The following is a 25,306-nucleotide window of genomic DNA, read 5'->3' as shown; positions in this document are numbered from 1 at the left end:
CGCCCGGGGTTTCTGCTTCCGGCCTGTCGGGAAGAAGTGGGCAGCCACTGCGGCTGCGCGGGGCGGGCGTAGTGCGGGGAGGAGCCGAGGGTGGGGGAGCCAACGACACGGGGGGCCGGCCTCGGCGAGGACGCCGCGGAGGCCGTGTTCCCGCCCGACCTCACCGACGTCGACCTGCGGACACTGCGTGCCATGGACCATCCGGCGGTGCTCGCGGCGGTCGCCGGGGTGCTCGCCGATCCGGAGGGGCTGCGCCGGGTCTGGTACACCACCGGCGGCGACGACGGGATCGCGCCGGGCGGACCCGAGCGCGCGTTTTCGGCCGGACCCGCGCGGCGGCCCTTACACGGCGAGGACACCGTGGCATGAACCCGGCAGCCGTCGGGCCCACGGGAGACATACGCCCGGCCGCCCCCGCTCTCCCGGAAGCCCCCTGGCCACCTCGGCGTGAGCCCGGCCCACCGGGGGACGTCCGACCGGCCGTCCCGGGCCCGGTTCCGGCGGGGATGCTCGTCGATCTGGCCCGTACGCGGCCGGTGGCCGCCGTCACCGCGGTCCTGGGCGCCGCTCTGCACGCGCGGCGGATGCTGCTGCTGAAGTCCCTCCTGGTCCGGGTCGACGCCGTGCGCGGTGCCCTGCCGGCGGCGGTACGGCGGCGCTTCGAGGGCGACTGGGCGTTGCTGGAGCGGGCCGAGCGGACCGACGCGGCGGCCGTACGCGCCGTACTCGACTACCCGACCACCGGCGCCTGGCTGGCCACGGTGCTCGCCGCGCCCGACGGACCGGAGTTCCAGGAGGCCCTCGCCGGCCTGGGAGCGGTGGCCGTCGCCGCCGCCCTGCGCGCCCGCTGCCGGTTCACCACCACCCGCCCGCTGCCGGCCGGCATCCTGCCGCTGCCCGGGATCGGACTGCTGCGCTGCGTCCGCGGCCGGGTCCGGCTGTCCGGCCGGGCCGGGGCCATGCGGATCACCGACGGCGCGGGCCGGACCCTGCTGCTGCCCGGCCCCGGCACCCGCTGGACCGCCGACGGCGCGCTCGCCTGGTCGGGGCTGCACACGCTGCCCGGCGGCACCGCCGTACTCGACGACGTGGACCCCTGCCGGGTGCCCGCGGGCGGCATCGGACCGGCGGCGCTGCCCGCGGCCGAGCGCCCCTTCTCCGACCACGCGGCATGGGCCGCCCGGTGGCGGGACGCGCACGCCCTGCTGGCCGCGACCCACCCCGCCCGGGCCGCCGAGACCACCGCGCTCGTCCGTGCCGTCGTCCCGCTCGTGCCCCCGGCGGGTGCCGGACCGCCGCTCAGTGCCACCGTGCGGACCGCGCCCGGTGCCGTCCTGGCGCAGCTGCCGGCCGACCGGCGGGAGCTGGCCGAGCTGCTGGTGCACGAGACACACCACACGAAGCTGGCCGTGCTGGACGAGCTGGTCCCGCTGTGGCGGCCCGGCGGCAGCCTGCACCGGGTCGGCTGGCGGGGCGACCCGCGCCCGGTCCCGGGTGTCCTCCAGGGCGCCTACGCGCACCTGGCGCTGCTGGATCTGTGGTCGCGGGCCCGCACCGGACCCGCCTGGGCGTGGCGGCGGCGCGCCGCGGAACGGTTCGAGACGTGCCGGGACCAGGTCGCCGAGGCCTTGTCCGTGCTGGCCGAGTCCGATGAACTGACCCCCTGCGGGAGGGACTTCGTCCGGCACATGGGCCGCCACCACGCGCACCTCGGGGTGACCGCCCGGCCGCGGGGATGACCCTCCGTAGAGGGGTTATTGCGTTACGTTATGCACGCGGCAGCCGCAGGAGACCGGGGGCCGCGGTGGGAGCAGGGAGCGGCGATGGCGGAACAGCGGCGGCCGGGCGCGAACGGTGCGGCGGTACCCGAGCATGTGCTCGTGGTCTTCCCGGGGTACCACCGATCGTGGGCGGCGTGGATCGCGCAGTGCCTGGAACGGCACGGGCACCGGGCCACGCTGCAGCGCTGGGACCCGCCGCGCGAGGTGGCGCTGGAGGACTCGCTCGGCGATCTGCTGCTGGCCAGCGGAAGGGTGCTGCTGGTCCTCAACGACTGGTTCTTCGAGCTGGGCCCGCGCCCGCCGGGCGAGTGGAACGACGCGCTGCGCGGCTTCGTCGCGGCGCACGCCGACCGGTTCGCCGCGGTCAACCTCACCAACCGGCCGCTGCTGCCCGCCACCGCCGTACTGGAACCGGCCAGCCTGTGGGCGCTGAGCGAGGAGGCCGCCGAGGAGCGGCTGCTGCGCCGGCTCGGCCTGGAGCCGCTCACCCGCCCGCGCGCGCTGCCGGACCGGATCCGCTACCCCGACGAGCGCTGCGAGATCTGGGGCGAGGTGCCGCGCCGCAACCCGCGCTTCACCGGCCGCGACGACCTGCTGGGCGAACTCCACCAGCGGCTCGCCGACGCCGAGCGCGGGGCCGCCGCCTGCACCCTCGTCGGCATGTCCGGCATCGGCAAGACACAGCTGGCCGCCGAGTACGCGCACCGCTTCAGCACCGACTACGACCTGGTGTGGTGGGTCAACAGCGACGACCGCACCATCCAGCGCGACCGCCTCGGCGAACTCGCCGTCGAACTCGGACTGCGCATCGGCAGCGAGCCCGGCGAACGCATCCGCGCCGTACGCAACGCGCTGCGCCGCGGGGAGCCGTACGCGAACTGGCTGCTGGTCTTCGACGGCTGGGACGACATCGACGGCGTGACGGCGCTGCTCCCGCAGGGCACCGGACACGTCCTGGTCACCTCCCGCAACCGGGGCTGGAGCGAGCACACCGACGTGCTGGAGATCCCCACGTTCGTGCGCGCGGAGTCCACCGGCTACCTGATGCGCCGCGCCCCGCACATCACCGCACGGGAGGCCGACGAGGTGGCCGCCGAGTTCGGTGACGTGCCGCTGCCCCTGGTGCAGGCCGCCTCCTGGCTCGGCGAGTCCGGCATGGAGGTGGACGAGTATCTGCGGATGGTCCGCGAACGGCGGCTGTCCACCGTCGACGAGCCCGTCACCGGGGAGGGTTTCCCACAGTCCTCCCTCACCTCCTGGGCCATACTGCTCAACCGGCTGCGCCGCTCCCAGCCGCAGGCCATCGACGTGCTCGGCCTGTGCACGTCCTTCGCCCCCGGACGCATCCCGCTCGGCCTCATCCGGGCCTACCCGCGCGCGGAGCTGCCCGAGGAACTGCGCTGGATGTCCGCCGACCTCCCCGCCTGGACCCGGGCCCTGGACACCCTGGTGAACTACTCGGTGCTCACCCGGGAGACCCGCGGGCCGCTCGCCGCCGAGGCGGGCCCGCACCAGGAGTCCGTGCACATGCACCGGCTGGTCCACGACATCGTCTCCAAGCTGACCGGCGACAACGGCGGCGACCTGCACCGGCGGGCGGTGCGCACCCTGCTCGCCGAGGCCGACCCGGGCAACCCCGCCGACAGCCGGAACTGGCCGCGCTACGCCGAACTCCTGCCCCACCTGCAGCCCTCCGGCGCCCTGGAGAGCCGCCAGCCACGCGTGCAGGAGCTGGTGCTGAACTGTCTGCGCTACTGCACCCGCAGCGGCGAGTACAGCGGCGGCCTGGAACTGGCGCAGCAGGTGCGCGAACGGTGGTCCCGGTTCATGGACCCGATCGACCAGCCGATGCTCGACCTGGCCACCCAGGAGGGCAACATGCTGCGCAACCGCGGCCGGTTCCGCGAGCTGTACGAGCTGCACCGGGGCGTGCTGAAGCAGCTGCGGGCCGCGCCCCGGCACAACGAGATCGGCGAACTGGTCAGCAAGAGCGCCATCGCGTCCGGCCTGCGCTCCCTGGGCCGTTACCAGGAGGCGTACGACCTGCAGCGCGAGGTGCTCGACGGCAACGAGCGGCTGCTCGGCCAGGACCAGCCCCCCACGCTGGTCGCCCGGCACAACCTCGCCGTCACCCTGCGCATGCTGGGCCGGTACGCCGAGGCGCTCGACCTCGACCTGGAGACCCTCGCCCGGGGCGAGAGCGTGCTGCGTGCCCGGCACATCAACACCCTCCACTCCGGCAACGCGGTCACCCACAGCCTCCGGCTGCTCGGCCGCTACCGGGAGGCGCTGGCCCGGCAGGAACCGGTCGTACGGCTCCATGTGCAGGTGCTCGGCCCGCAGCATCCGCAGACCCTCGAAGCCCGCTCCCAGCTGGCCATGTGCCGGCGCCGCGAGGGCGGCCCCGGCCCGGACGTCGGGCCGGCCATGGCCGCCCTGCTGGACCAGCTGATCCAGCTGCACGGCCGTGAGCACTACCGCACCCTGTCGTTCATCACCAACTACGGCAACTTCCTGCGCGAACACGGGGACCTCAGCCAGGCCCGCGACCTCATCGACGAGGCGGAGGCGGGCTACCGGTCACTGCTCGGCCCCGCGCACCCCGTGGCCACCGGCATGCTCTCCAACACGGGGCTGGTGATGCAGGCCGCGGGCGAGCGCGCCGAGGCGCTGTCCATGTTCGAGTCCGCGCTCGCCGGTCTCACCGCCACGCTCGGCCCGGACCACCCCTGGGTCCTGGGCTGTGCCCTCAACGCGGCCGGCGCGCGCAACCTCAACGGCCGGATCGAGGACGCGGTCGAGCTGAGCCGGGACACCCTGCGCCGGGTCCGGCACACCCTGGGGCACGAGCATCCGCTCACCCTGTCCTGCCAGGTGGCGCTCGCCGCGGATCTGCGGGCGGCACACGAGCAGGAGGAGGCGGGCAAGCTGGAGGAGGACGCCCTCCTGGCCCTCACCCGCTCCCTGGGCGCCCAGCACCCCCACACCATCTCGGCCCGCCAACGGGTCCGCCCCTACTGGGACTTCGAGGCATACCTAGGCTGAAGCGCCCCGAGAGGGGCGCGGGGAACCGCGCGATCGGCCACGAACGTCCCGCACCGCGCACGAGGCCCGGCAGACACCCTGGGCAGGCGAAAGGCCCGGTACCGGGTCGGAACCCGGTACCGGGCCTTTCGGCGTCAGCGAGACCTACGCCTCGAAGACCTCACGCACCAGCTGCTCCTGCTCGGCCTGGTGGCGCTTGGCCGAACCCACCGCCGGGGACGAGCCGTGCGGGCGCGAGATGCGCCGCAGCCGCTCGCCGGCCGGGATGTCCGCGCCGACCGCCAGGTCGAGGTGGTCGATCAGGTTGAGCGCGATGAACGGCCAGGCACCCTGGTTCGCCGGCTCCTCCTGCGCCCACAGGTACTTCTCGGCGTTCGGGTACTTGTTGACCTCCGCCTGGAGCTCGTCACCCGGCAGCGGGTACAGCCGCTCGATGCGGATGATCGCCGTGTCCGTGGCACCGCGCTTGGTCCGCTCGGCCTCCAGGTCGTAGTAGACCTTGCCGGCGCAGAAGACGACCCTGCGGACCGCGGCCGGGTCGGCCGTGCTGTCGCCGATGACCGGGCGGAACTGCCCGTTCGTGAACTCCTCCGCCTTCGAGGCGGCGGCCTTCAGGCGCAGCATCGACTTCGGGGTGAAGACGACCAGCGGCTTGTGGTGCGGGTTGTGCACCTGCCACCGCAGGAGGTGGAAGTAGTTCGACGGCGAGGTCGGCATGGCGACCGTCATGTTGTTCTGCGCGCACAGCTGGAGGAAGCGCTCCGGGCGGGCCGAGGAGTGGTCCGGGCCCTGGCCCTCGTAGCCGTGCGGCAGCAGCAGGGTGACGCCGGAGGTCTGGCCCCACTTCTGCTCGGCCGAGGAGATGAACTCGTCCACGACCGTCTGGGCGCCGTTGACGAAGTCGCCGAACTGCGCCTCCCACATCACCAGCGCGTCGGGGCGGGCCAGCGAGTAGCCGTACTCGAAGCCCATCGCCGCGTACTCGGAGAGCAGGGAGTTGTAGACGGTCAGCCGCGCCTGGTCCTCGGAGAGGTACTGCAGCGGGGTGTACTCCTCGCCGGTCTCCCGGTCGATCAGCACCGCGTGGCGCTGGCCGAAGGTGCCGCGCTGGGAGTCCTGGCCCGCCAGCCGGACCGGGGTGCCCTCCAGCAGCAGGGAGCCGACGGCGAGGGTCTCGCCCATGCCCCAGTCGATCGTGCCGTCCTCGACCATCGCCGCACGGCGCTGCAGCTGCGGCTGCAGACGCGGGTGGACGGTGATGTGGTCGGGGATGTTGACCTGGGACTCCGCGATCCGCTTGACGACCTCGGCGGAGACCGCGGTCGGGACCGCGACCGGGAACCCGTCCTGCGGGGCCTGGGTGTCACCGGCGGCCGGCTGCGAGGTGGCCTCGCGGACCTCGGTGAAGACCTTCTCCAGCTGGCCCTGGTAGTCCTGCAGGGCCTGCTCGGCCTCTTCCAGGGTGATGTCACCGCGACCGATCAGGGACTCGGTGTAGAGCTTGCGCACCGAGCGCTTCTTGTCGATCAGGTCGTACATCAGCGGCTGGGTGAAGGCCGGGTTGTCGGACTCGTTGTGACCACGGCGGCGGTAGCAGATGAGGTCGATCACCACGTCCTTGTTGAACGCCTGGCGGAACTCGAAGGCGAGCCGCGCCACGCGCACGACGGCCTCCGGGTCGTCGCCGTTCACGTGGAAGATCGGGGCCTCGATCATGCGGGCCACGTCCGTCGCGTACATGGAGGAACGCGAGGACTCGGGGGCCGCGGTGAAGCCGACCTGGTTGTTGATGACGATGTGGACCGTGCCGCCGGTGCGGTAGCCGCGCAGCTGCGACATGTTCAGAGTCTCGGCCACCACGCCCTGGCCCGCGAAGGCCGCGTCGCCGTGGATCGCCACCGGCAGCACCGTGAAGTCCGTGCCGCCCTTGTTGATGATGTCCTGCTTGGCGCGGGCGACGCCCTCCAGGACCGGGTCGACGGCCTCCAGGTGGGAGGGGTTGGCGACCAGCGAGACCTTGATCTGCTCGCCGTCCAGGCCGGTGAAGGTGCCCTCGGCGCCCAGGTGGTACTTCACGTCGCCGGAGCCGTGCATCGACTTCGGGTCGAGGTTGCCCTCGAACTCGCGGAAGATCTGCGCGTACGACTTGCCGACGATGTTGGCGAGCACGTTCAGCCGGCCGCGGTGGGCCATGCCGATGACGACCTCGTCCAGGCGGGACTCGGCCGCGGAGTCGATCACCGCGTCCAGCAGCGGGATGACGGACTCGCCGCCCTCCAGCGAGAACCGCTTCTGGCCGACGTACTTGGTCTGCAGGAAGGTCTCGAAGGCCTCCGCCGCGTTCAGCCGGCGCAGGATGCGCAGCTGCTCCTCGCGCTCCGGCTTGGAGTGCGGGCGCTCCACGCGGTCCTGGATCCACTTGCGCTGCTTGGGGTCCTGGATGTGCATGAACTCGATGCCGGTGGTGCGGCAGTACGAGTCGCGCAGCACGCCGAGGATGTCGCGCAGCTTCATCATCGACTTGCCGGCGAAGCCGCCGACGGCGAACTCGCGCTCCAGGTCCCACAGGGTGAGGCCGTGCTCGACGATGTCCAGGTCGGGGTGCTTGCGCTGGCGGTACTCCAGCGGGTCGGTGTCGGCCATGACGTGGCCGCGGACCCGGTAGGAGTGGATCAGCTCGAAGACGCGGGCGGCCTTGGTGACGTCGTCGTCGTGGCTGGCGTCGATGTCCTTGAGCCAGCGGACCGGCTCGTAGGGAATGCGCAGCGCCTCGAAGATGTCGTCGTAGAAGCCGTTCTCGCCCAGCAGCAGGTTGGCGACCTGGCGCAGGAACTCGCCGGAGGCGGCGCCCTGGATCACCCGGTGGTCGTAGGTCGACGTGAGCGTCATGACCTTCGAGATGCCGAGCTTGTTCAGGGTGTCCTGGCTGGTGCCCTGGAACTCCGCCGGGTAGTCCATGGAGCCGACGCCCATGATCACGGACTGGCCGGGCATCAGGCGCGGCACGGAGTGGACGGTGCCGAGGCCGCCGGGGTTGGTCAGGGAGACCGTGACACCGGTGAAGTCGTCCATGGTCAGCTTGCCCTCGCGGGCGCGGCGGACGATGTCCTCGTAGGCCTGCCAGAACTCGAAGAAGTTCAGCGTCTCGGCCTTCTTGATGGCCGCGACGACCAGCTGGCGGTCGCCGTTGGGCTTGACCAGGTCGATGGCGAGGCCGAGGTTGACGTGCGGCGGCTTGATCAGGGCCGGCTTGCCGTCCTTCTCGCCGAACGCGTGGTTCATCGCCGGCATGGCCTTGATCGCCTGCACCATCGCGTACCCGATGAGGTGCGTGAAGGAGATCTTCCCGCCCCGGGCGCGCTTGAGGTGGTTGTTGATGACGATCCGGTTGTCGAACAGCAGCTTCACCGGGACCGCGCGGACCGAGGTGGCGGTCGGCAGCTCCAGCGAGGCGTTCATGTTCTTCGCGACGGCGGCCGACGGACCGCGCAGCGTCACGTACTCCGGGCCCTCGGGGGCCTCCGTGGCGGGAGCGGCCTTGGCCTTCGGCTGAGCGGGCGCCTGTGCGGGCTGCGCCGGCTTGGCCGGGGCGGGAGCCGCCGCCTTCGCCGCGGGGGCGGGAGCGGGAGCCTGAGCGGATGCCGCGGGCTTCGGAGCCGCGGGGGCCGGGGCGGCGGCCTGGGGAGCCGGGGCCGGGGCCGGGGCCGCGGGCTGGGCCTGCGGGGCCGCGGTGGTGGTCTCTGCGGCCCCCGCGGCCGCAGTGCCCGCCGGAGCCGGGGTGGCAGGGGCGCCCGGCTTGTAGTCGGCGAAGAAGTCCCACCACGCGCGGTCTACCGAATCCGGGTCCTGGAGGTACTGCTGATAGATCTCGTCGACGAGCCACTCGTTCGGACCGAACGCAGCCGCGGGGTTCTTCCCGGCTTGGTCGGTCGAGATGCTCGATGAGTTACTGGGGGACTGTGGCGACACGGCGGCAACCGCCCTCTTCCGCTTCACAAGGTGATGGACAGCGGGAATCAAGGCTACGCCTCCAAGACCGTGAAGGTCAGGTCGGGCCGGTTCATCGTCGCGTAAGTCACATCAAAAATCTTGTTTCGGGGCTTGATATGGCGGGAAACAAGCGTGGTTCCGCATGTGTGAGGGTGCGTCGGCCCGGACCCGGCGCGTCCTCGTCCGACGCATCGCGCGGGCCTGCCCTGATCACACGTGTCCAGCTGCGCGGAACGGCAGCGGCCGTCGTGGATCTTGTGCTTCCGGTTCGGACCCTACGTCAACTCGGGACGGAAGTCAGTCCCGGAAGAGTGACGATGATCCGGCAGCCGCGCTCGGATTCGGCCACACCGATCCGGCCGCCGTGCAGGTCCACGGCCCACCGGGCGATGGCCAGCCCCAGCCCCGTACCGCCGTCGCTGCCCGGGCCGTGCGGCCGGGTCACCGCCCCGCGGTTGAACCGCTCGAACACCCGGTGCCACTCCGACCGGGGGATGCCGGGTCCCTCGTCCAGGACCTCCAGCTGCAGCGACTGCGGCTGGGGCCCGCGCCGCGCCTTCAGCGTCACCCGGCCGTGCGGCGGGCTGTGCTTGACCGCGTTGTCGACCAGGTTGGCGACGACCTGGTGGATGCGCTCGGGATCCGCGTGGGCGGTCAGCTCGGGCGGGGAGACGTCGAGGTGCAGATGGACGTCCGTACGGGTGTGGCTGCCCGAGCCGGAGGCGATGCCCGCGCGCGCGGAGGCCACCATGTTGGCCTCCTTCAGCACGCCCGACAGGTACGGCCACACCTCGAACCGGCGCATCTTCAGCGGTACGACGCCGTTGTCCAGCCGGGACAGGTCCAGCAGGGTCTCCACCAGGCGGCCCAGCCGCTCGGTCTGCCTCAGGGCCGTCCGCATGGTCTCCTGGTCGGCCTCGGTGACCCCGTCGACGATGTTCTCCAGCACCGCGCGCAGGCCCGCGATCGGGGTGCGCAGCTCGTGCGAGACGTTCGCCACCAGCTCCTTGCGCTGGTTGTCCTGGGCCTCCAGCTCGTCGGCCATGACGTTGATCGTCTGGCCCAGGTCGCCGAGTTCGTCCCGGCGGTTCTCCTTCACCCGGCGCGTGTAGTCGCCCTGCGAGATGGAGCGCGCGACCGCGTTCATCTCGTCCAGCGGCATCGTGAGCGAGTGGGCCACGAACTGCGTGATCAGCAGGGTGGCGATCATCGAGAAGACCGTGATGAAGCGCAGCTCCGTCTTGGTGTGCACCGCGACGATCGACAGGCCGGTGGTGATCAGCACCGCGATGACGACCAGGGCACCCAGCTTGGTCTTGATCGAGAACGGGCGTACGCCGCCCCAGGGGTCCTCGCCGAGGGTCCCGGGGCTCCTCCGTGCGGCCTGGCGCCCGCCGCCGCTCATGGGGTCGGTGTCTCCAGCGCGTAGCCCACACCGTGCACGGTGCGGATCCGCTCCGCGCCGATCTTCCGGCGCAGCGCCTTGATGTGGCTGTCGACCGTGCGGGTGCCGGAGGCGTCCGCCCAGTCCCACACCTCGGCCAGCAGCTGCTCCCGGGAGAGCACCGCGCGCGGGGTGTTCGCCAGGCACACGAGCAGGTCGAACTCGGTGGGTGTCAGGTGGACGTCGTCGGACTTCACCCGCACCCTGCGCTGTGCGTGGTCGATCTCCAGCTCGCCGAGTCGCAGGATGCCGGAGCGGGGTGTGGAGGCGGCGATGGCCGCCCGTTCCACCCGCCGCAGCAGCACGTGCACGCGGGCCGCCAGCTCCCGCATCGAGAACGGCTTGGTCATGTAGTCGTCGGCGCCGACGCCGAGCCCGACCAGCATGTCCGTCTCGTCGTCCCGCGCGGTGAGCATCAGCACCGGCACCGGGCGCTGGGCCTGCACGCGCCGGCAGACCTCCAGCCCGTCGAAGCCGGGCAGCATGATGTCGAGGATCAGCAGGTCGGGCTGCCATGCCTCGGCCGTGTCGACCGCGGCCGGACCGTCGGCCGCCGTTTGCACCAGAAATCCCTCGGCACGGAGCCGGGCCGCGATGGCGTCGACGATCGTGGTGTCGTCCTCGACGACCAGTACCCGGCGCTGTGCGCCCGGGGTGGTCGTCGCCGCGCCGCTCTGGGAGGTGTGTGTCTGCTCCATCGCCCGCCCCTGTTGTTGCTTTCCGGAATCCGTGGGGTGATCCCATGTCTGCGTTTGACGCTTGAATGATCCGCGTCAGGGCAGCACATTACGGGGACTCACCGCGCTGTCGCTATCCAGGTCGGACGGCGAGGTGGACGGCGTCGGGAACGCCCCGGGCAACGGGCACCTCTTCGGTACGCACCTGTCGGAACCCGGCATTCCGCAAGGTTCCTTCAAAATCCGGAGAGGGCTGCGCCGACCACACCGAGAGCACCCCGCCGGGCCTCAACACCCGGGCGCAGGCCGCGAGTCCGGCCGGCGAGTAGAGGCTGCCGTTGGCCGCCGTGACGGTCCAGCCGGGGCCGTTGTCGATGTCGAGGCACAGCGCGTCGAACGTGTCCGATGTCTCATTGACGTAGGCCACGAGATCCGCTTCCACGATCGCGGTGCGCGGGTCGGCGAGCGCGCCGGCGGACACCTCGGCCAGCGGCCCGTCCCGGTGCCAGCCGATGACGGCCGGCTCCCGCTCCACCACGGTGATCCGCCCCCACCGGGGATCGGCCACGGCGTGTGCGAGGGAGAACCCGACCCCCAGTCCGCCGATCAGCACCTCCGGCGCCGGGCGCCCGTCCAGCGCGTCCCGGGCGGCGTCGACCAGCAGCCGCTCCGAGCGGCCGTCGGAGGTGTCCATCAGGAAGCAGCCGTTGACGATGATCTGCAGCAGCGCGCCGTGCCGGCGCAGCACCACCTCGCCGTACGGGCCGTCGTGCCGGTCCAGGACCACGGGGGTGTCGTACAGGGCAGTCATGCGCCCATCCTGCTCGAACGCGGCCTGGCATTCACGGGAATTGTGCATGACACCCACGGACGGGTGGCCCGGGCCGGGAGGCCGGACGCGGGTGGGAGCCATGAGGTTGCTGTGAATCCGCTCTCGCGTGGCGTCGGTCATAGACAGCGGCACCCCGAACACGAAGGGTGGGGCGCGACGGAAGGAGCGCCTCACCCGTGGAACGGATCACGCCGGGCCCCGCGACGCACACGTCCCCGCCCGCCATGGCCACGCCCCTTCCGGACGGCACGGCCGCCGTCCCGCCGCCGGCCGGCCTGCTGGACGGCATGCCGCGCCAGCGCGGCGCGGCCGTCGCGACCGCTCCGGGAGCCGTCCCCGCGCCAGAGTCCGCCGCGGCCCGCGCGGCCGGCCGGGCGCGTCCGGCCGTACCGCTCCTCCCCGCGGCGCGGCGGCTGGGGCGGCTGCTGCCCACTCCGGCGGGCACGCCGTTCACCTTCGGCTACGCGGCCGTCCTCGCCGGCACCTCCCTGGTCGCCGACCGGGCCGATCCCGCTCTGGTGTACGCCCTCCACCAGGGCTCCAGCACGGACGTCGCCCACCTGGTGAGCGCGCCCGTGCCGGTGCTGCTGGCGAGCGCGCTGTGGATCGCGGGCGGGATCCTCTCCCCGTACGCGCTCGCGTTCGTGCTGGCACTGACCGCGCTGGAACGGCGGACGGGCGGGGTGCGGGCCGCCGGCGTCTTCCTGGCCGGCCATGTCCTGGCCACCCTGGCCACCGAGGTCCCGGTGGGTCTGGCGGTCCTGTCCGGCCACCTGCCGGCGACCTCGCTGCACCGCCTCGACTACGGCATCAGCTTCGGCGTCGCCACCACCGTCGGCGCCCTGGCCGGGCTGCTCACCCCGTGGCTGCGCTGGCCGCTGCTGGCCCTGGCGGGCGGCCTGCTGCTGGACGACCTGATCGCCTTCGAGGACCCGATGACCAACTGGGGTCATCTCATCGCCCTCGCGATCGGCGTGGCCGGCTGGCCGCTGCTGCGGCGCGGGCGCCGGACCGCCCCCGCGCTCCTCCCGGCCGCGCCGGAACACCCGGGCCGCGCCGCGTAGGGACCTCCCCGCCGGGCCCCGTCGCGGCCCCGGGGCGGCACCCCGCCACGGGAGTACTCCAGGACCTCCGCTTGTTGTCCTGTCCGTCCCGGTCGGCGGCCCGGTGTCGCCGAGCCCCCCCCATCACCCCTCCGACCTGCGGAGATCCGGTGATCGCTGACAGCGAACACGCTGTGGGGAACATTGCAGGCAGCCAGAACATTGAGTCGGCATAGCTCAAGTTGACTGCCTAAGGGGAGATCATGGCTGCTGAGTCCACGGCGTTCACGCTCGTCCTGCCCGTGCTGCCGCTCGACGACGAGGTCGTGCTGCCCGGGATGGTGGTTCCGCTGGACCTGAGCGACGCCGAGGTGCGGGCCGCGGTGGAGGCCGCGCAGGCCGCCGCCCGGTCCACGCCCGGAAAGCCCAAGGTGCTGCTGGTGCCGCGAATCGACGGCACGTACGCCAGGACCGGCGTCCTCGGCACGGTCGAACAGGTCGGCCGGCTGGCCGACGGCGACCCGGGCGCCCTGGTCCGCGGCCGGAGCCGCGTGCGCATCGGCGCCGGCACCACCGGCCCGGGGGCCGCGCTCTGGGTCGAGGGCGCCCGCGTCGAGGAGCACGTCCCGGAACCGCTGCCGGGCCAGGTCGCCGAACTGGTCAAGGAGTACAAGGCGCTCGCCACCACCTGGCTGAAGAAGCGCGGCGCCTGGCAGGTCGTGGACCGTGTCCAGGCCATCGACGACGTCTCGGCGCTGGCCGACAACTCCGGTTACTCACCGTTTCTGACCACCGAGCAGAAGGTCGAGCTGCTGGAGACCGCCGACCCGGTGGCCCGCCTCAGGACGGCCACGCAGCAACTGCGCGACCACCTCGCCGAACAGGACGTGGCCGAGACCATCGCCAAGGACGTCCAGGAGGGCGTCGACAAGCAGCAGCGCGAGTTCCTGCTGCGCCGGCAGCTGGAGGCGGTCCGCAAGGAACTGCGCGAACTGAACGGCGAGCAGGAGGGCGAGGAGTCCGACGACTACCGGGCCCGGGTGGAGGCCGCCGACCTGCCCGAGAAGGTCCGCGAGGCCGCCCTGAAGGAGGTCGACAAGCTGGAGCGCGCCTCCGAGCAGTCGCCCGAGGGCTCCTGGATCCGCACCTGGCTCGACACCGTCCTGGAGATGCCGTGGAACGAACGGACCGATGACAGCGGCTCCGCCCACGACATCCAGGGCGCCAAGGCGGTGCTCGACGCCGAGCACGCCGGCCTGGAGGACGTGAAGGAGCGCATCACCGAGTACCTGGCCGTGCGCAAGCGGCGCAGCGACCGCGGGCTCGGCGTCATCGGCGGCCGGCGCGGCGGTGCCGTACTCGCCCTGGTGGGGCCGCCCGGTGTCGGAAAGACCAGCCTCGGGGAGAGCGTCGCGCACGCCATGGGCCGCAAGTTCGTCCGCGTCGCGCTCGGCGGCGTCCGCGACGAGGCCGAGGTGCGCGGTCACCGCCGTACCTACGTCGGCGCGATGCCCGGCCGGATCGTGCGGGCCATCAAGGAGGCCGGGTCCATGAACCCGGTGGTCCTGCTGGACGAGATCGACAAGGTGGGCTCCGACTTCCGCGGCGACCCGGCCGCGGCCCTGCTGGAAGTCCTCGACCCGGCGCAGAACCACACCTTCCGGGACCACTACCTGGAGGTCGAGCTGGACCTGTCCGACGTGGTCTTCCTCGCCACGGCCAACGTCCTGGAGGCCATCCCGGAGGCGCTCGCCGACCGGATGGAGATCGTCCGCCTGGACGGCTACACCGAGGACGAGAAGATCGTGATCGCCCGGGACCACCTGCTCCCGCGCCAGCTGGAGCGGGCCGGCCTGGACACGGCCGAGGTCACCATCGACGAGGGCGCGCTGCGCAGGCTCGCCGGCGAGTACACGCGCGAGGCGGGCGTACGGACCCTGGAACGGTCCATCGCGCGGCTGCTGCGCAAGATCGCCGCCCGGCACGAACTGGGCGAGCTGACACTGCCGTTCACCGTCGGCGGCGAGGACCTGCGCGGTCTGATCGGCCGCCCGCACCACGTGCCCGAGTCCGCCCAGGACCCGGCCGAGCGCCGTACGGCCGTGCCCGGTGTGGCGACCGGTCTCGCGGTCACCGGCGCCGGCGGCGACGTGCTCTTCGTGGAGGCGTCCCTGGCCGACCCCGAGACGGGTGCGGCGGGCCTGACCCTGACCGGCCAGCTCGGTGACGTGATGAAGGAGTCGGCGCAGATCGCGCTGAGCTTCCTGCGCAGCCACGGCGCCGAACTGGAGCTGCCGGTGGCCGACCTGAAGGACCGGGGCGTGCACATCCACTTCCCGGCGGGCGCGGTGCCGAAGGACGGCCCGAGCGCGGGCATCACGATGACCGCGGCCCTCGCCTCGCTGCTCTCCGGCCGCCTGGTCCGCACGGACGTCGCCATGACCGGCGAGGTCTCGCTGACCGGCCGGGTGCTGCCCATCGGCGGTGTGAAGCAGAAGCTGCTCGCCGCCCACCGCGCCGGGGTGACCACCGTGATCATCCCCAAGCGCAACGAGCCCGACCTGGACGACGTCCCGGCCGAGGTGCTGGACAAGCTCGACGTCCACGCCGTGACCGACGTCCGCCAGGTCCTGGAGCTGGCGCTCGCGCCCGCCATGAACGGCGCGGCGCCGGAGGTGCCCGTGGCGGCGTGACGGACGTCGCGGGATGAGCGGAGGCCCGGGTTCCTACGGGAGGCCCGGGCCTTCGCCATGGCACGCGCCCGCCCCGCCGCGGCCGGGCGGGTGAGGGGACCGACTCGGAGCCGAGCCGGGTCAGCCCGCGGTGAGGGACTGCTCCGCCCACACCGTCTTGCCGATCCGGTCGTGCCGGGTGCCCCAGCGGTCGGCGAGCTGCGCGACCAGCAGCAGGCCCCGGCCGCCCTCGTCGAAGATCCGGGCCCGGCGCATGTGCGGAGTGGTATCGCTGGAGTCGTAGACCTCGCAGGTCAGGGTGGTGCCCTGGTAGATCAGCCGGAGCCGGATGGGCGGGCGGCCGTACCGGATGGCGTTGGTGACCAGCTCGCTGACCATCAGCTCCGTGGTGAACGTGGCCTCGTCCAGGCCCCAGGCCGCCAGCTGCTCGTCGGCGTACCGGCGGGCCAGGGAGACGACGGTGAACTCGGCGTCCAGCTCCCAGGACGCGACCCGGTCCGTGTGCAGCGCCCGGGTGCGGGCCACCAGCAGGGCCACGTCGTCGTCGGGACGGTGGCTGAGCAGCTCCGTGAGAACCCGGTCGCACACCGAGTCCAGCGACTTGGCGGGACGGCCGAGCGCGGCGAACAGCTTGTCCAGCGCCTCGTCGATGTCGTGGTCACGGGCCTCCAGCAGCCCGTCCGTGAAGAGCGCGAGCACGGTGTCCTCGGGCAGCTCCGTCTCGACCGCCTCGAAGGGCAGCCCGCCGAGCCCCAGCGGCGGACCCGCGGGCACGTCGAGGAAGCGGACGATGCCGTCCGGGGTCAGCACGGCGGGCGGCGGATGCCCCGCCCGGGCCGCCGCGCACCGGCGCGAGACCGGGTCGTAGACGGCGTACAGGCAGGTGGTGCCGATGCCGCTGGCGGTCTCGGCGGCCGGGTCCGCGCTGCCCTCGTCGGCGGCCAGCCGCAGCACCAGGTCGTCCAGGTGGGTGAGGAGCTCGTCGGCGGGCAGATCGACGTCGGCCAGGGTGCGCACCGCCGTCCGCAGCCGGCCCATGGTGGCGGAGGCGCGGATGCCGTGGCCCACCACGTCGCCCACGACGAGCGCCACCCGCGCCCCCGACAGGGGGATCACGTCGAACCAGTCGCCGCCCACACCGGCCCGGCTCGCGCCCGGCAGATACCGGGTCGCGATCTCCAGCGCCCCTTGGTCCGGCAGCGGGTGCGGGAGCAGGCTGCGCTGCAGGGTCATGGTGGTGGCCCGGACCAGGGCGTCGGCGCGGGCCCGTTCGATGCCGGCGGCGGCCTTGGCGGTGAACTCCTCGGCGAGCCGCAGGTCCTCCGGACCGAACGGCTCCCGCGACGGACGCCGGCCGAACAGGACGACGCCGAGCGTGCTGCCCTCGGCCAGCAGCGGCACCGCCAGCAGCGAGCGCGCCCCGGACGCGCGCAGCCACGCGGCGCCCGGGTCCAGCGCCGCCCACTCGGCGACGTCCGGGTCCGCCGTGTCGTACAGCAGCGGTCGGCCCACGGCCAGACAGCGGGCGGGCGGTGAGCCGGCCGCGCAGACGACCGCCTCGCCCGCGACGGTGCCGTGGGCGGGCCCGTCGCCGTCCGGGACCGCGCGCAGTGCGGCCCGGCGCAGGACGACCGGGTCCGGAGGCGGGCCGGCGGCGCCGGTGCCGGTCCAGGGGGCGTCCAGCAGGTCGACCGCCATGACGTCGGCCAGCCGGGGGACCGTGACCTCACCGAGCTCCTGTGCGGCGCGCGCCTGGTCCGCCGCCGTGCCCACGCGCGAGCCGGTGTCGGCCGGGGGGCGCTGCCGGCCGGCGGAGTCCTGGTCCGGCTGCTGCACGGACAGACAGACGGCGCGTACCCGGCCGTCGGCGTCCTTCAGCGGGGTGAGGAAGGCGGGCCTGCCGAGCGGGCCGAGGCGGCCCGGAGCCTCCTGCGGGCGGCCGGCCTCCAGCGCCTGCCGTATCGACCGCTCGGCCTCCTCGCTGCCGGTCCCCGGCACGATGTGGGAGAGGCGCAGGCCGCGCATCGCCGCCTCGGGCAGGGCGAGGGCGTGTTCCAGCCGGCGGTTGGCCCGCACCAGCCGCAGGTCGGCGTCGAAGATGGCCAGGGGAAAGGGGGACTGGAGGAACGTCCACTCCTCCAGGGGTTCGCCCCGCGGCGGCTGCGGGCGGGCCGTCACGGCGCTGACCACCAGCCAGTCGGTGACCCCGGTGTCCGAGGTCCGGCGGTGGGCGAGCACGCCCAGTTCCACCGGCCGGCCGTCCCGGTGGAGCAGGAGGACGGAGCCGTTCCAGCGGTTCCGGCCGGTCAGCGCGCGCCGGGCCGCGGCGGCGTCGGCGGCGAGCAGCGCGGCGGCGGGCCGGCCGACGACGGCCGAGGAGTCGTAGCCGAGCAGTCGCCGCGCGCCGTCGCTCCAGCCGGTCAGGATGCCCTGCTCATCGATGGTGGCCGTGGCCGTGTACGTCGACTGTCGCTCCATCGCCGCTCATCTCGCCCTAGCTCGGCAGGCTCTCCTGACCAGCATGATCCCGAGCGGCGCGGAGCACCAACGCAGGGACGGCCCGGGGAAACCGGGCCGCCGCGCCGCGTCCGCACCGGTCCGGCGGCCCCGGGACCGGTCCGGCGGCCCCGGGCAGTTGCCGCCCGGGCCGCCGGCACGCCGGACGCTAGCCGTTGGCCAGGGCCTGCACCCGGTCCAGCGCGCCGTTGAACTTGTCGTGGTCCCCGACGGTCGGGCCGGAGGAGGTGTACTGCCACATCGTGTAGTACGGCCACCCGGCCGGCAGCGTCCCCGGGTCGGAGGCGTAGCGGGCGATCCAGAGCGGGCTGTTCACGGCGAAGCCGCCGTAGTCGCCGGTGCACTGGGTCCACCAGCTGGAGGCCGTGTAGATCACGGGGTACCGGCCGGTGCGCGCCTTGTAGGTGTTGACGAAGTCGGCGATCCAGGTGGTCATCTGGCTCGCGCTCTTGCCGTAGCACGCGGCGCCGTACGGGTTCCACTCGATGTCGAGGGCGCCGGGCAGGGTCCTGCCGTCCCGGGACCAGCCGCCGCCGTGGTCGACGAAGTAGTTGGCCTGGGTGGCGCCGCTGGTGGTGTCCGGGGTGGCGAAGTGGTAGGCGCCGCGGATCATGCCCACGTTGTAGGAGCCGTTGTACTGCTGGGCGAAGTACGGGTTCGTGTAGTACGTGCCTTCCGTGCCCTTCGTGTACGCCCAGCGCACTCCGCTGCCCCACAGGGTCGACCAGGCGACGTTGCCCTGGTAGGCGGAGACGTCCACCCCCTCGGTCTGGGTGGCGTCACCCGTGGTGGGGGTGCCGTCCTGGCCGTCGTGGGCGAGGACGCCCATGCCCATGTAGGCGGAGCCGCGGCCGGGGGCGGTCGCGGCCCGGGCGGAGGTGAGGGGGAGCGTGCAGGAGAGCGCCGCGAGCAGGGCCGTGACGAGGACGGCGAGGGGGCGCGGGCGGAACGGGTGCGGGGAGCGTGCGGAGCCGGGTCTGAGCACGGTCATGACGTGCCTCCGGGGAGTGGGGGTGGGGGAGCCGTGGGGGATTGGCGCTGACCGCCGGGCCCGCTGGGCGTGGGCATGCCACCAGGGGCGTGGTAAAGAAGCTACGCACGTAGATGACGGCGTGGAAGAGGGTCCGGTCGACGCCGTTGGTCTACGCCTGCGAAATACTTACGGAGCTGCGGCGATGACGACATTTGACAGAAACTTTCAGTACTGCGAAACCGATCAGGGGTGCTGACGTGCACGAGGACGCGAACGGCGGCGGACACCACGCTGCCGGCCAGGCGACGCCCAGTGGTGCAGACCAGGAGTTCCTGGCGCTGGAGCGCGAGTTGACCGTGCTGCTCCGCCGCGCCCGGGCCAACCAGGGCGAGATGGCCCGGGAGGTCCACCCCGACCTGGAGTCCTCCGCCTACGGCCTGCTCATCCGGCTGGACGAACTGGGCGGCCAGCGGGCCACGGAACTCGCCGCCTACATCGGCGTCGGCAAGGCCACCATGTCCCGGCAGCTGCGCGCGCTGGAGGAGCTGGGCCTGATCGCCCGCGAACCCGACCCGGCCGACGGCCGCGCCTGGCTGGTCACCCTCACCGAGGAGGGCAGCCGCCGCGTCGGCACCGTCCGCGAGGCCCGCCGCGGCCGTTACGTCCGCCAGCTCGCCCACTGGGACCGCAGGGAGGTCTCCGAGCTGGCCCGGCTGCTCCACGAGCTGAACGGCGTCATGGCGAAATAGCGGTCACAGCTCCGCGTACACCACCGTCGCGTCGTCGTGGGTCTTGCCCCGCCCCAGGAACGCCCGCTGCTCGCGGTCCGCCGTCTCCAGCTCCCGCACCCGCTCGACCAGCGACCGGGCGCCCTCCTTGGCGACCACGTCCAGCAGGGCAGTCCAGTCGCCCTCACGGAACTCCTCCGTCCAGCGGGTCGCGCCGTCGGTCAGCGCGGCCAGCGCGCGTACCTCGCGCCGGGGCAGGGAGCCGGTGACCGCCCGGGCGGCCACGGCGGGATCGGCGGCGGCCGTGAAGAAGCCGCCCTCCTTGTTGCGCAGGTTCGCGTCGACGAGGGCGTCGGTGGCGAGCGCGGCGCGGGGGAGCCGGGCGAGCCGGTCGTCCAGTACGGGGGTGACGGCCCCGTCGGCGCCCCGCACCAGCAGCGCGGAGTCGGACAGCACCAGGTACTCGACCGAGGCCGCGTCCCAGCGGGCCAGGACCACGGTGGCCTGAGGAGTTCGCGGGTGAGAAAGGTCACAGGTGTCCGCGTGGGCGTCGGCGGTGCGGCGGATCGCCCGGGAGAGGACCTCCGGGAGCGTCAGATCTCGGCCTGAAAGGGTCAGTTCGGTCAGTGCGCCACCCAGTCGCGCCGTGAACCAGGGGACGGAATGCAGACAGCCCGTCCCGCCGCTGGGCGGAGTCACTCCGTCCAGGACGATCATGCAGCCTCCCTGTCCGGAGGCGGGTAGCCCGACACCGGCGAAGTCCTCGTTGGGGCGGGCCGGATCGCCGGGTTCCGAGACGAGTTCAGTACGCATCCGGCCAGTCTGCACGAGCCCTTCACACGATGCGCCAAAGGCTGGCAAGCACCCGGTGAATTCTCACGACCTCGCAGGTCAGCCGCCTGTTTTGGGCAGGAATGGGGCACTCCGGGAAGGCGTGGTGGCGAATACTGCCAAAGCCTGCCGCGCGCGTCCAACCGGCCCACCGCACAAGGCCCGCGCACACGCCAGAGGAACTTGCCCGCCAACTCCCCTCCGATGTTCACTCCTTCGGGTGGCGGGTCAGGTGATGCGCGACCACTGCCCACCGGCGCTGGGAGGGTCGGGAACCGTACGAACCGGGTGTACGCACCACTTGGCACCGACATGACGGGGTGCCACCCGGGCCCCTGGGTAGACGAGTTCAGGAATGCGAGCACCGGTGCAGAAAAAGCGGCCTCGGCGCACAGGCAGGCAGACGGCCCCCGAGGGGACCGTTCCCCAGACCCCCGTGGGCACCGGCCGTCCCACCCATGTGCGCACCCGGCTGATCGTCGCCGTCGCCGTGGTGGCCGCAGCCGTCGCCGGAGCCGGCGCGCCCGCGCTGCTCACCGCGTCGGGGGACGTCAGCGACTCACAGGACCTGGTGACACTGGCCACGCGCACCCAGGACGCGCTCACCCTCGCCCACTCCCTCGCCGACGAACGGGACGAGGTCACCTCCTACGTCGCGGCCGGGCGCCCCAAGTCCAAGGCGCCCTCGGAGGACCGCAGCGCCCGCGTGGACCGGCAGGTCGAGGAGCTGCGCGCCGACACCGGCACCCCGGCGGCCCTGCGCACCGACCTCGACGGCATCGACAGCGTCCGCCGGGCCGCCCTCACCGGCAAGACCACGGCCCTCCAGGCCCACCAGGCGTACTCGGCGACGATCACCGAACTGCACCGGCTCGCCGAGCAGCTGGCCGAGCAGATGCCCCCGCGGGCCGGCTCCGGCGCCCACGCCCTCGCCGAACTGGACTCCGCCGTCCAGCAGTCCGCCGCCGCCCGCGGCCTGCTGCTGGCCGCGCTGAACATCCCCAGCCGCACCCAGACGGTGATCGACCCCGCCACCGGCCTGCCCACCACCGCCGCCACGAGCAGCGACGCCGACCGCAAGCAGCGCGACGCGCTCACCGCCGCCGCCCAGCAGGCACGCCTGCGCGCCGACGCGGCCCTCGCCGGCTTCCGCGAGACCGCGCCCCCGAAGGCCGCGGACTCCTACGACTCCACGGTCACCGGCCCGGAGGTGAACTCGGCGGAGAAGTACCTGGCCACCCTCACCGACGAGCCGACCCTCGCCGACAGCGAGCTGACCACCAGCACCAAGAAGCTGGACGCGGCCCTGTCCGCCCGCGTCGACCTGATGCGCGGCGCCGAGTCCGCGCTCTACGACCACCGCGTCAAGGACCTGGAAAAGCTCCGCGACGACGACGTCACCGCCCTGGAGATCCGCGTCGCCGTCCTCGGCGCGCTGCTGCTGGTCGCGATCGGTATCGCCACGGCCATGGCCCGCACCCTGACCCGCCCGCTGTCGGTGCTGCGCCGCGGCTCGGCCCGCCTCGCCGAGGCCGAGGACCCGGCGGCCCAGGAGCCGATCGGCTTCACCGGACGCAACGACGAGTTCGCCCAGGTGGTCCGTTCCGTCAACGCCCTGCACGCACACGCCGCCGCCCTGCACGAGCGCGTGGGCACCCTGGAGACCGACCGCAGGCACCTGGTCGGCCAGCGCCAGAAGATGGCCGACGCCCGCGAGGAACTCCGCGCGGAACTCGCCGACTCCGCCGCCCAGCTGGAGCGGCTGCGCACCAGCATCGGCTCGACCTTCGTCAACCTGGCCCTGCGCACCCTGGGCCTGGTCGAGCGCCAGCTGGCGGTCATCGAGGGCCTGGAGGAGCGCGAGCAGGACCCCGACCGCCTCGCCACGCTCTTCAAGCTGGACCACTTCGCCACCGTCATGCGCCGGCACAGCGAGAACCTCCTGGTCCTCGCCGGCACCGAGCACGTCCAGCAGCACCCCGGCCCGGTGCCGCTGGTCGACGTGGTCCGGGCCGCGGTCAGCGAGATCGAACGCTATGAGCGCGTGCGCATCGCGGCCCTGCCCCCGCACGCGCACATCGCGGGCTTCGCCGCCGACGACCTCTCCCACCTGCTGGCCGAACTCATGGAGAACGCCACCTCCTTCTCCCCGCCGGACATTCCCGTGGAGGTCTCCGGCTGGCTCCTGGAGTCCGGCGAGGTGATGCTCTCCGTCCAGGACGAGGGCATCGGCGTGGCGGAGGACCGCCTCGTCCGCCTCAACGGCCGCCTCACCGACTTCGACCCCGAGTCCCCCTACGACCAGGAGGGCGACGACGGCCTCGGCCTCGGCCTCTACGTCGTCGCGCGCCTCGCCCACCGCCACGGCGTCCGCGTCCGGCTGCGCGAGCAGAAGCAGGGCGGCACCGCGGCGGTGGTGGTCCTGCCGGCGTCCCTCCTCACCGAGGCCCCGGCCACGGCGCTGCCCCCCCGGACGGCCCCCGGCGGCACGGCCGCCTTCTCCCTCCCGGGTGCCGACGCCGAGGCCAACTCCAACGTGCTGCACGCCCGCGCCAAGTCCGCGGACCCCCTGGTCGACCTGGCGGAGCAGGCCGTACTCGAGGCGTCCGGCGGCCCGGCGCCGGCCGCGGCGCGAGACACCGGGGACGTCTTCGGCGACCGCCCGGCCCATGAACAGGCCGACGACCCCGCCCAGCGCACCGAGACCCGCCCGAAGGCCCCCGCGGAGACCCCCGCCGAGACGACGATGGAGCTCCTGCTGCCCGAAGTCGCGGCGGAGCCGGCGACGACGCCGGCACAGCCGACGGACCCGGCCGGGGCCCGGCCCCACGACCGGCCGGCCGCAGACGGCGGGGAAGCCCCACAGGGGCCGCCCGCATCCGAAGACGAGCGCCGCACGGCCGCCGCGGGGGGACACCCGGACGCCGAAGGCGAAGCCGAGGCCGGGGAGCAGCTCACCAGCAAGGGCCTCCCCAAGCGCACGCCCAGGATCACCGCACCCGCCGCACCGCCCCGCCAGCGCCCCGCAGGCGTCGACGCCGAGGCCCTGCGCCGCAGGCTCGGCGGCTTCCGCCGCGGCGCCGAGGCCGGCTACCGCGACGTGGAGGCGGAGATCACCGAACGGACGGCCGGCCACCAGCGGCCGGCCCGCTACGCACACGCCGAAGAAGCCACGGGGGGCACAGCCGAGGAGGCAAGCAGTTGACCGCGCCCACTACTTACGGACTGAGCAGTGAAGCCCGTAACTTGCACTGGCTGCTGACCAACCTGGTCGAGGAAGTACCCGGCATCCAGTCCGTCGCCGTGGTCTCGTCGGACGGTCTGCTCCTGCTCTCGTCCGACCCAGGACACACCGAACGGTCCCGGCAGGCCCGTCCGGCGAAGGGCCCTCGCGGCTCCTCCGCCGACCTCGCCACCATCGTCTCCGGCATCGGCAGCCTCACCGTGGGCGCCGCCAAGCTGCTGGACCACGGCAGGGTCAGGCACACCATGGTCGCGATGGACGAGGGCAGTCTGTTCGTCATGTCGATCAGCGACGGCTCGCTGCTCGGCGTACACGGTTCCGCCGAGTGCGACATGAGCGTCGTGGCGTACCACATGGCGCTGTTCGTGGGCCGCGCCGGCCACGTCCTCACCCCGGAACTGCGCTCCGAGCTGCGGCAGTCACTGGAGTCCGGGCCGGCCGGGAGCAGCCGATGAGCGGCACCTCGAGGCTCCCCGTCCGCGGCGGCGACCGCAAACCCGCCCGCGTCCGCCCCTACTCGCTCACCGGCGGCCGTACCCGCTTCGGCCACGTGCTCCTCGTGGAGACGTTCGTGGCCGCGCTGGAGGCTCCCGAGGAGCGCAAGGAACTGACGAGCGGTTCGCTCACCACCCGGGTCATGCCGGAGATGCGGGCCATCGTCGAACTGTGCCGCCGTATGCGCACGGTGGCCGAGATCGCCGCGCTGCTGAAGATGCCGCTCGGCGTGGTCCGCGTACTCCTGAGCGATCTCGCGGACCAGGGAAAGATCCGTGTGTACGGCACCGGAACCGGTCACGGCACCGGCCGCCCGGACCGCGCTCTGCTGGAAAGGGTGCTGAGTGGACTCCGCCGTCTCTGACGCCACCGGCGTCGCCCCCCTCGTCGCCGGATTCGCCGAACCCGACGAGGACCTGAGGTCCTGGCAGACGGACCGGACACGCGCCCCCGTCGCGACGAAGATCGTGGTCGCGGGCGGCTTCGGCGTCGGCAAGACCACCCTGGTCACCTCCGTCTCGGAGATCACGCCCCTGCAGACCGAGGCGCTGATGACCGAGGCCAGCGAGGGCACCGACGACCTGTCGGCCACACCGGGCAAGCTCACCACCACCGTGGCCATGGACTTCGGCCGCATCACGCTCGACGACGACCTGGTGCTCTACCTGTTCGGCACGCCGGGCCAGCAGCGGTTCTGGTTCATGTGGGACGACCTGGTGCGCGGCGCGATCGGCGCCGTCGTCATGGCCGACACCCGCCGCCTGAAGGACTGCTTCCCGGCACTGGACTACTTCGAGAGCTGCGGACTGCCCTACGTCGTCGCCGTCAACCACTTCGACGACAGCGAGCGGTTCGAGCCGGAGGACGTCCGGGAGGCGCTGACGATACCCGCGCACATCCCTGTCATGATCATGGATGCGCGGCGTCGAATTTCGGTCATCGAGACACTGTTGGCCCTGGTCGGGCACGCGCTGGACGAAACCCCCGAGTAGTCCCTGTTAGGAGCCCTCACC

17 protein-coding genes are annotated in these 25,306 nt (G+C 73.0%); 10 read left to right on the top strand and 7 right to left on the bottom strand.

The genetic code is table 11. The features are described from left to right. Window positions 1-90 precede the first annotated feature (90 nt). The 3 genes from AB0B40_RS06655 (at window position 91) to fxsT (ending at window position 4,826) form a co-directional block, all read left to right on the top strand. Entirely contained in the window at window positions 91-369 is a 279-nt protein-coding gene (locus AB0B40_RS06655; RefSeq protein WP_345053020.1) for a hypothetical protein, read from the top strand. A 137-nt stretch (window positions 370-506) separates the two neighbouring features. Next, window positions 507-1,739 carry an HEXXH motif-containing putative peptide modification protein gene (locus AB0B40_RS06650; RefSeq protein ID WP_345053022.1) on the top strand — a complete coding sequence of 411 codons (1,233 nt, stop codon included), beginning with the start codon at window positions 507-509 and terminating at the stop codon, window positions 1,737-1,739. Window positions 1,740-1,823: 84 nt separating this feature from the next. After that, entirely contained in the window at window positions 1,824-4,826 is a 3,003-nt protein-coding gene (gene fxsT, locus AB0B40_RS06645; RefSeq protein WP_345053025.1) for an FxSxx-COOH system tetratricopeptide repeat protein, read from the top strand. Window positions 4,827-4,970: 144 nt separating this feature from the next. Here fxsT and AB0B40_RS06640 read toward each other — a convergent pair whose 3' ends face one another. From AB0B40_RS06640 to AB0B40_RS06625, 4 genes are all read right to left on the bottom strand, one after another. After that, a complete protein-coding gene (locus tag AB0B40_RS06640; RefSeq protein WP_362263309.1) occupies window positions 4,971-8,795 on the bottom strand; it encodes a multifunctional oxoglutarate decarboxylase/oxoglutarate dehydrogenase thiamine pyrophosphate-binding subunit/dihydrolipoyllysine-residue succinyltransferase subunit in 3,825 nt (1,274 codons plus the stop codon). Window positions 8,796-9,096: 301 nt separating this feature from the next. Next, window positions 9,097-10,221, bottom strand: coding sequence for a HAMP domain-containing sensor histidine kinase (locus tag AB0B40_RS06635; protein WP_345053030.1), 1,125 nt, complete (start codon window positions 10,219-10,221; stop codon window positions 9,097-9,099). Next, the gene (locus AB0B40_RS06630; RefSeq protein ID WP_345053033.1) at window positions 10,218-10,958 is read right to left on the bottom strand and encodes a response regulator transcription factor; all 741 of its coding nucleotides are present in this window, start codon (window positions 10,956-10,958) and stop codon (window positions 10,218-10,220) included. Before AB0B40_RS06630 ends, AB0B40_RS06635 begins: the two co-directional genes overlap by 4 nt. A 112-nt stretch (window positions 10,959-11,070) precedes the next feature. Continuing rightward, on the bottom strand, window positions 11,071-11,748 hold the full coding sequence (locus AB0B40_RS06625) for a spermidine synthase (protein ID WP_345053036.1): 678 nt from the start codon (window positions 11,746-11,748) through the stop codon (window positions 11,071-11,073). 245 nt (window positions 11,749-11,993) lie between these two features. Here AB0B40_RS06625 and AB0B40_RS06620 point away from each other — a divergent pair, with 245 nt between their 5' ends. Then, window positions 11,994-12,833, top strand: coding sequence for a rhomboid-like protein (locus tag AB0B40_RS06620; protein ID WP_362263410.1), 840 nt, complete (start codon window positions 11,994-11,996; stop codon window positions 12,831-12,833). A 242-nt stretch (window positions 12,834-13,075) separates the two neighbouring features. After that, window positions 13,076-15,505, top strand: a complete 2,430-nt coding sequence (gene lon / locus AB0B40_RS06615) for an endopeptidase La (protein WP_362263304.1) — start codon at window positions 13,076-13,078, stop codon at window positions 15,503-15,505. Window positions 15,506-15,625: 120 nt separating this feature from the next. Here the strand turns inward: lon and AB0B40_RS06610 are convergent, their stop codons facing one another. Together AB0B40_RS06610 and AB0B40_RS06605 are read right to left on the bottom strand one after the other, a co-directional pair. Beyond that, the gene (locus AB0B40_RS06610) at window positions 15,626-17,983 is read right to left on the bottom strand and encodes a SpoIIE family protein phosphatase (RefSeq protein ID WP_362263302.1); all 2,358 of its coding nucleotides are present in this window, start codon (window positions 17,981-17,983) and stop codon (window positions 15,626-15,628) included. 187 nt (window positions 17,984-18,170) lie between these two features. Further along, window positions 18,171-19,013 (bottom strand): lysozyme, encoded by an 843-nt coding sequence (locus tag AB0B40_RS06605; protein WP_345060777.1) that lies wholly within the window; start codon window positions 19,011-19,013, stop codon window positions 18,171-18,173. 239 nt (window positions 19,014-19,252) lie between these two features. On the opposite strand from AB0B40_RS06605, the gene AB0B40_RS06600 reads away from it, so the two are divergent. Beyond that, window positions 19,253-19,744 carry a MarR family transcriptional regulator gene (locus tag AB0B40_RS06600; RefSeq protein WP_345060775.1) on the top strand — a complete coding sequence of 164 codons (492 nt, stop codon included), beginning with the start codon at window positions 19,253-19,255 and terminating at the stop codon, window positions 19,742-19,744. Between the two features lie 3 nt (window positions 19,745-19,747). On the opposite strand, the gene AB0B40_RS06595 is transcribed toward AB0B40_RS06600, so the two are convergent. Continuing rightward, complete coding sequence (locus AB0B40_RS06595; RefSeq protein ID WP_345060773.1) at window positions 19,748-20,536, bottom strand: protein phosphatase 2C domain-containing protein; 789 nt, start codon at window positions 20,534-20,536, stop codon at window positions 19,748-19,750. Window positions 20,537-20,921: 385 nt separating this feature from the next. On the opposite strand from AB0B40_RS06595, the gene AB0B40_RS06590 reads away from it, so the two are divergent. Genes AB0B40_RS06590 through AB0B40_RS06575 form a run of 4 tightly spaced genes read left to right on the top strand, consistent with a single transcriptional unit; the run spans window position 20,922 to window position 25,285 of the window. Beyond that, entirely contained in the window at window positions 20,922-23,759 is a 2,838-nt protein-coding gene (locus AB0B40_RS06590) for a nitrate- and nitrite sensing domain-containing protein (RefSeq protein WP_362263297.1), read from the top strand. Beyond that, window positions 23,756-24,253, top strand: a complete 498-nt coding sequence (locus AB0B40_RS06585; RefSeq protein WP_362263294.1) for a roadblock/LC7 domain-containing protein — start codon at window positions 23,756-23,758, stop codon at window positions 24,251-24,253. Before AB0B40_RS06590 ends, AB0B40_RS06585 begins: the two co-directional genes overlap by 4 nt. Next, window positions 24,250-24,657 carry a DUF742 domain-containing protein gene (locus AB0B40_RS06580; protein ID WP_345060768.1) on the top strand — a complete coding sequence of 136 codons (408 nt, stop codon included), beginning with the start codon at window positions 24,250-24,252 and terminating at the stop codon, window positions 24,655-24,657. Before AB0B40_RS06585 ends, AB0B40_RS06580 begins: the two co-directional genes overlap by 4 nt. Further along, window positions 24,638-25,285, top strand: a complete 648-nt coding sequence (locus AB0B40_RS06575; RefSeq protein WP_345060766.1) for an ATP/GTP-binding protein — start codon at window positions 24,638-24,640, stop codon at window positions 25,283-25,285. The genes AB0B40_RS06580 and AB0B40_RS06575 overlap by 20 nt, the downstream gene beginning before the upstream one ends. Window positions 25,286-25,306: the final 21 nt, after the last annotated feature.

The sequence above is a fragment of the Streptomyces sp. NPDC042638 genome, from assembly GCF_040647235.1.
In the GTDB taxonomy this organism is placed as follows: domain Bacteria; phylum Actinomycetota; class Actinomycetes; order Streptomycetales; family Streptomycetaceae; genus Streptomyces; species Streptomyces rameus.
This window is presented reverse-complemented; position numbering and strand designations above follow the sequence as displayed.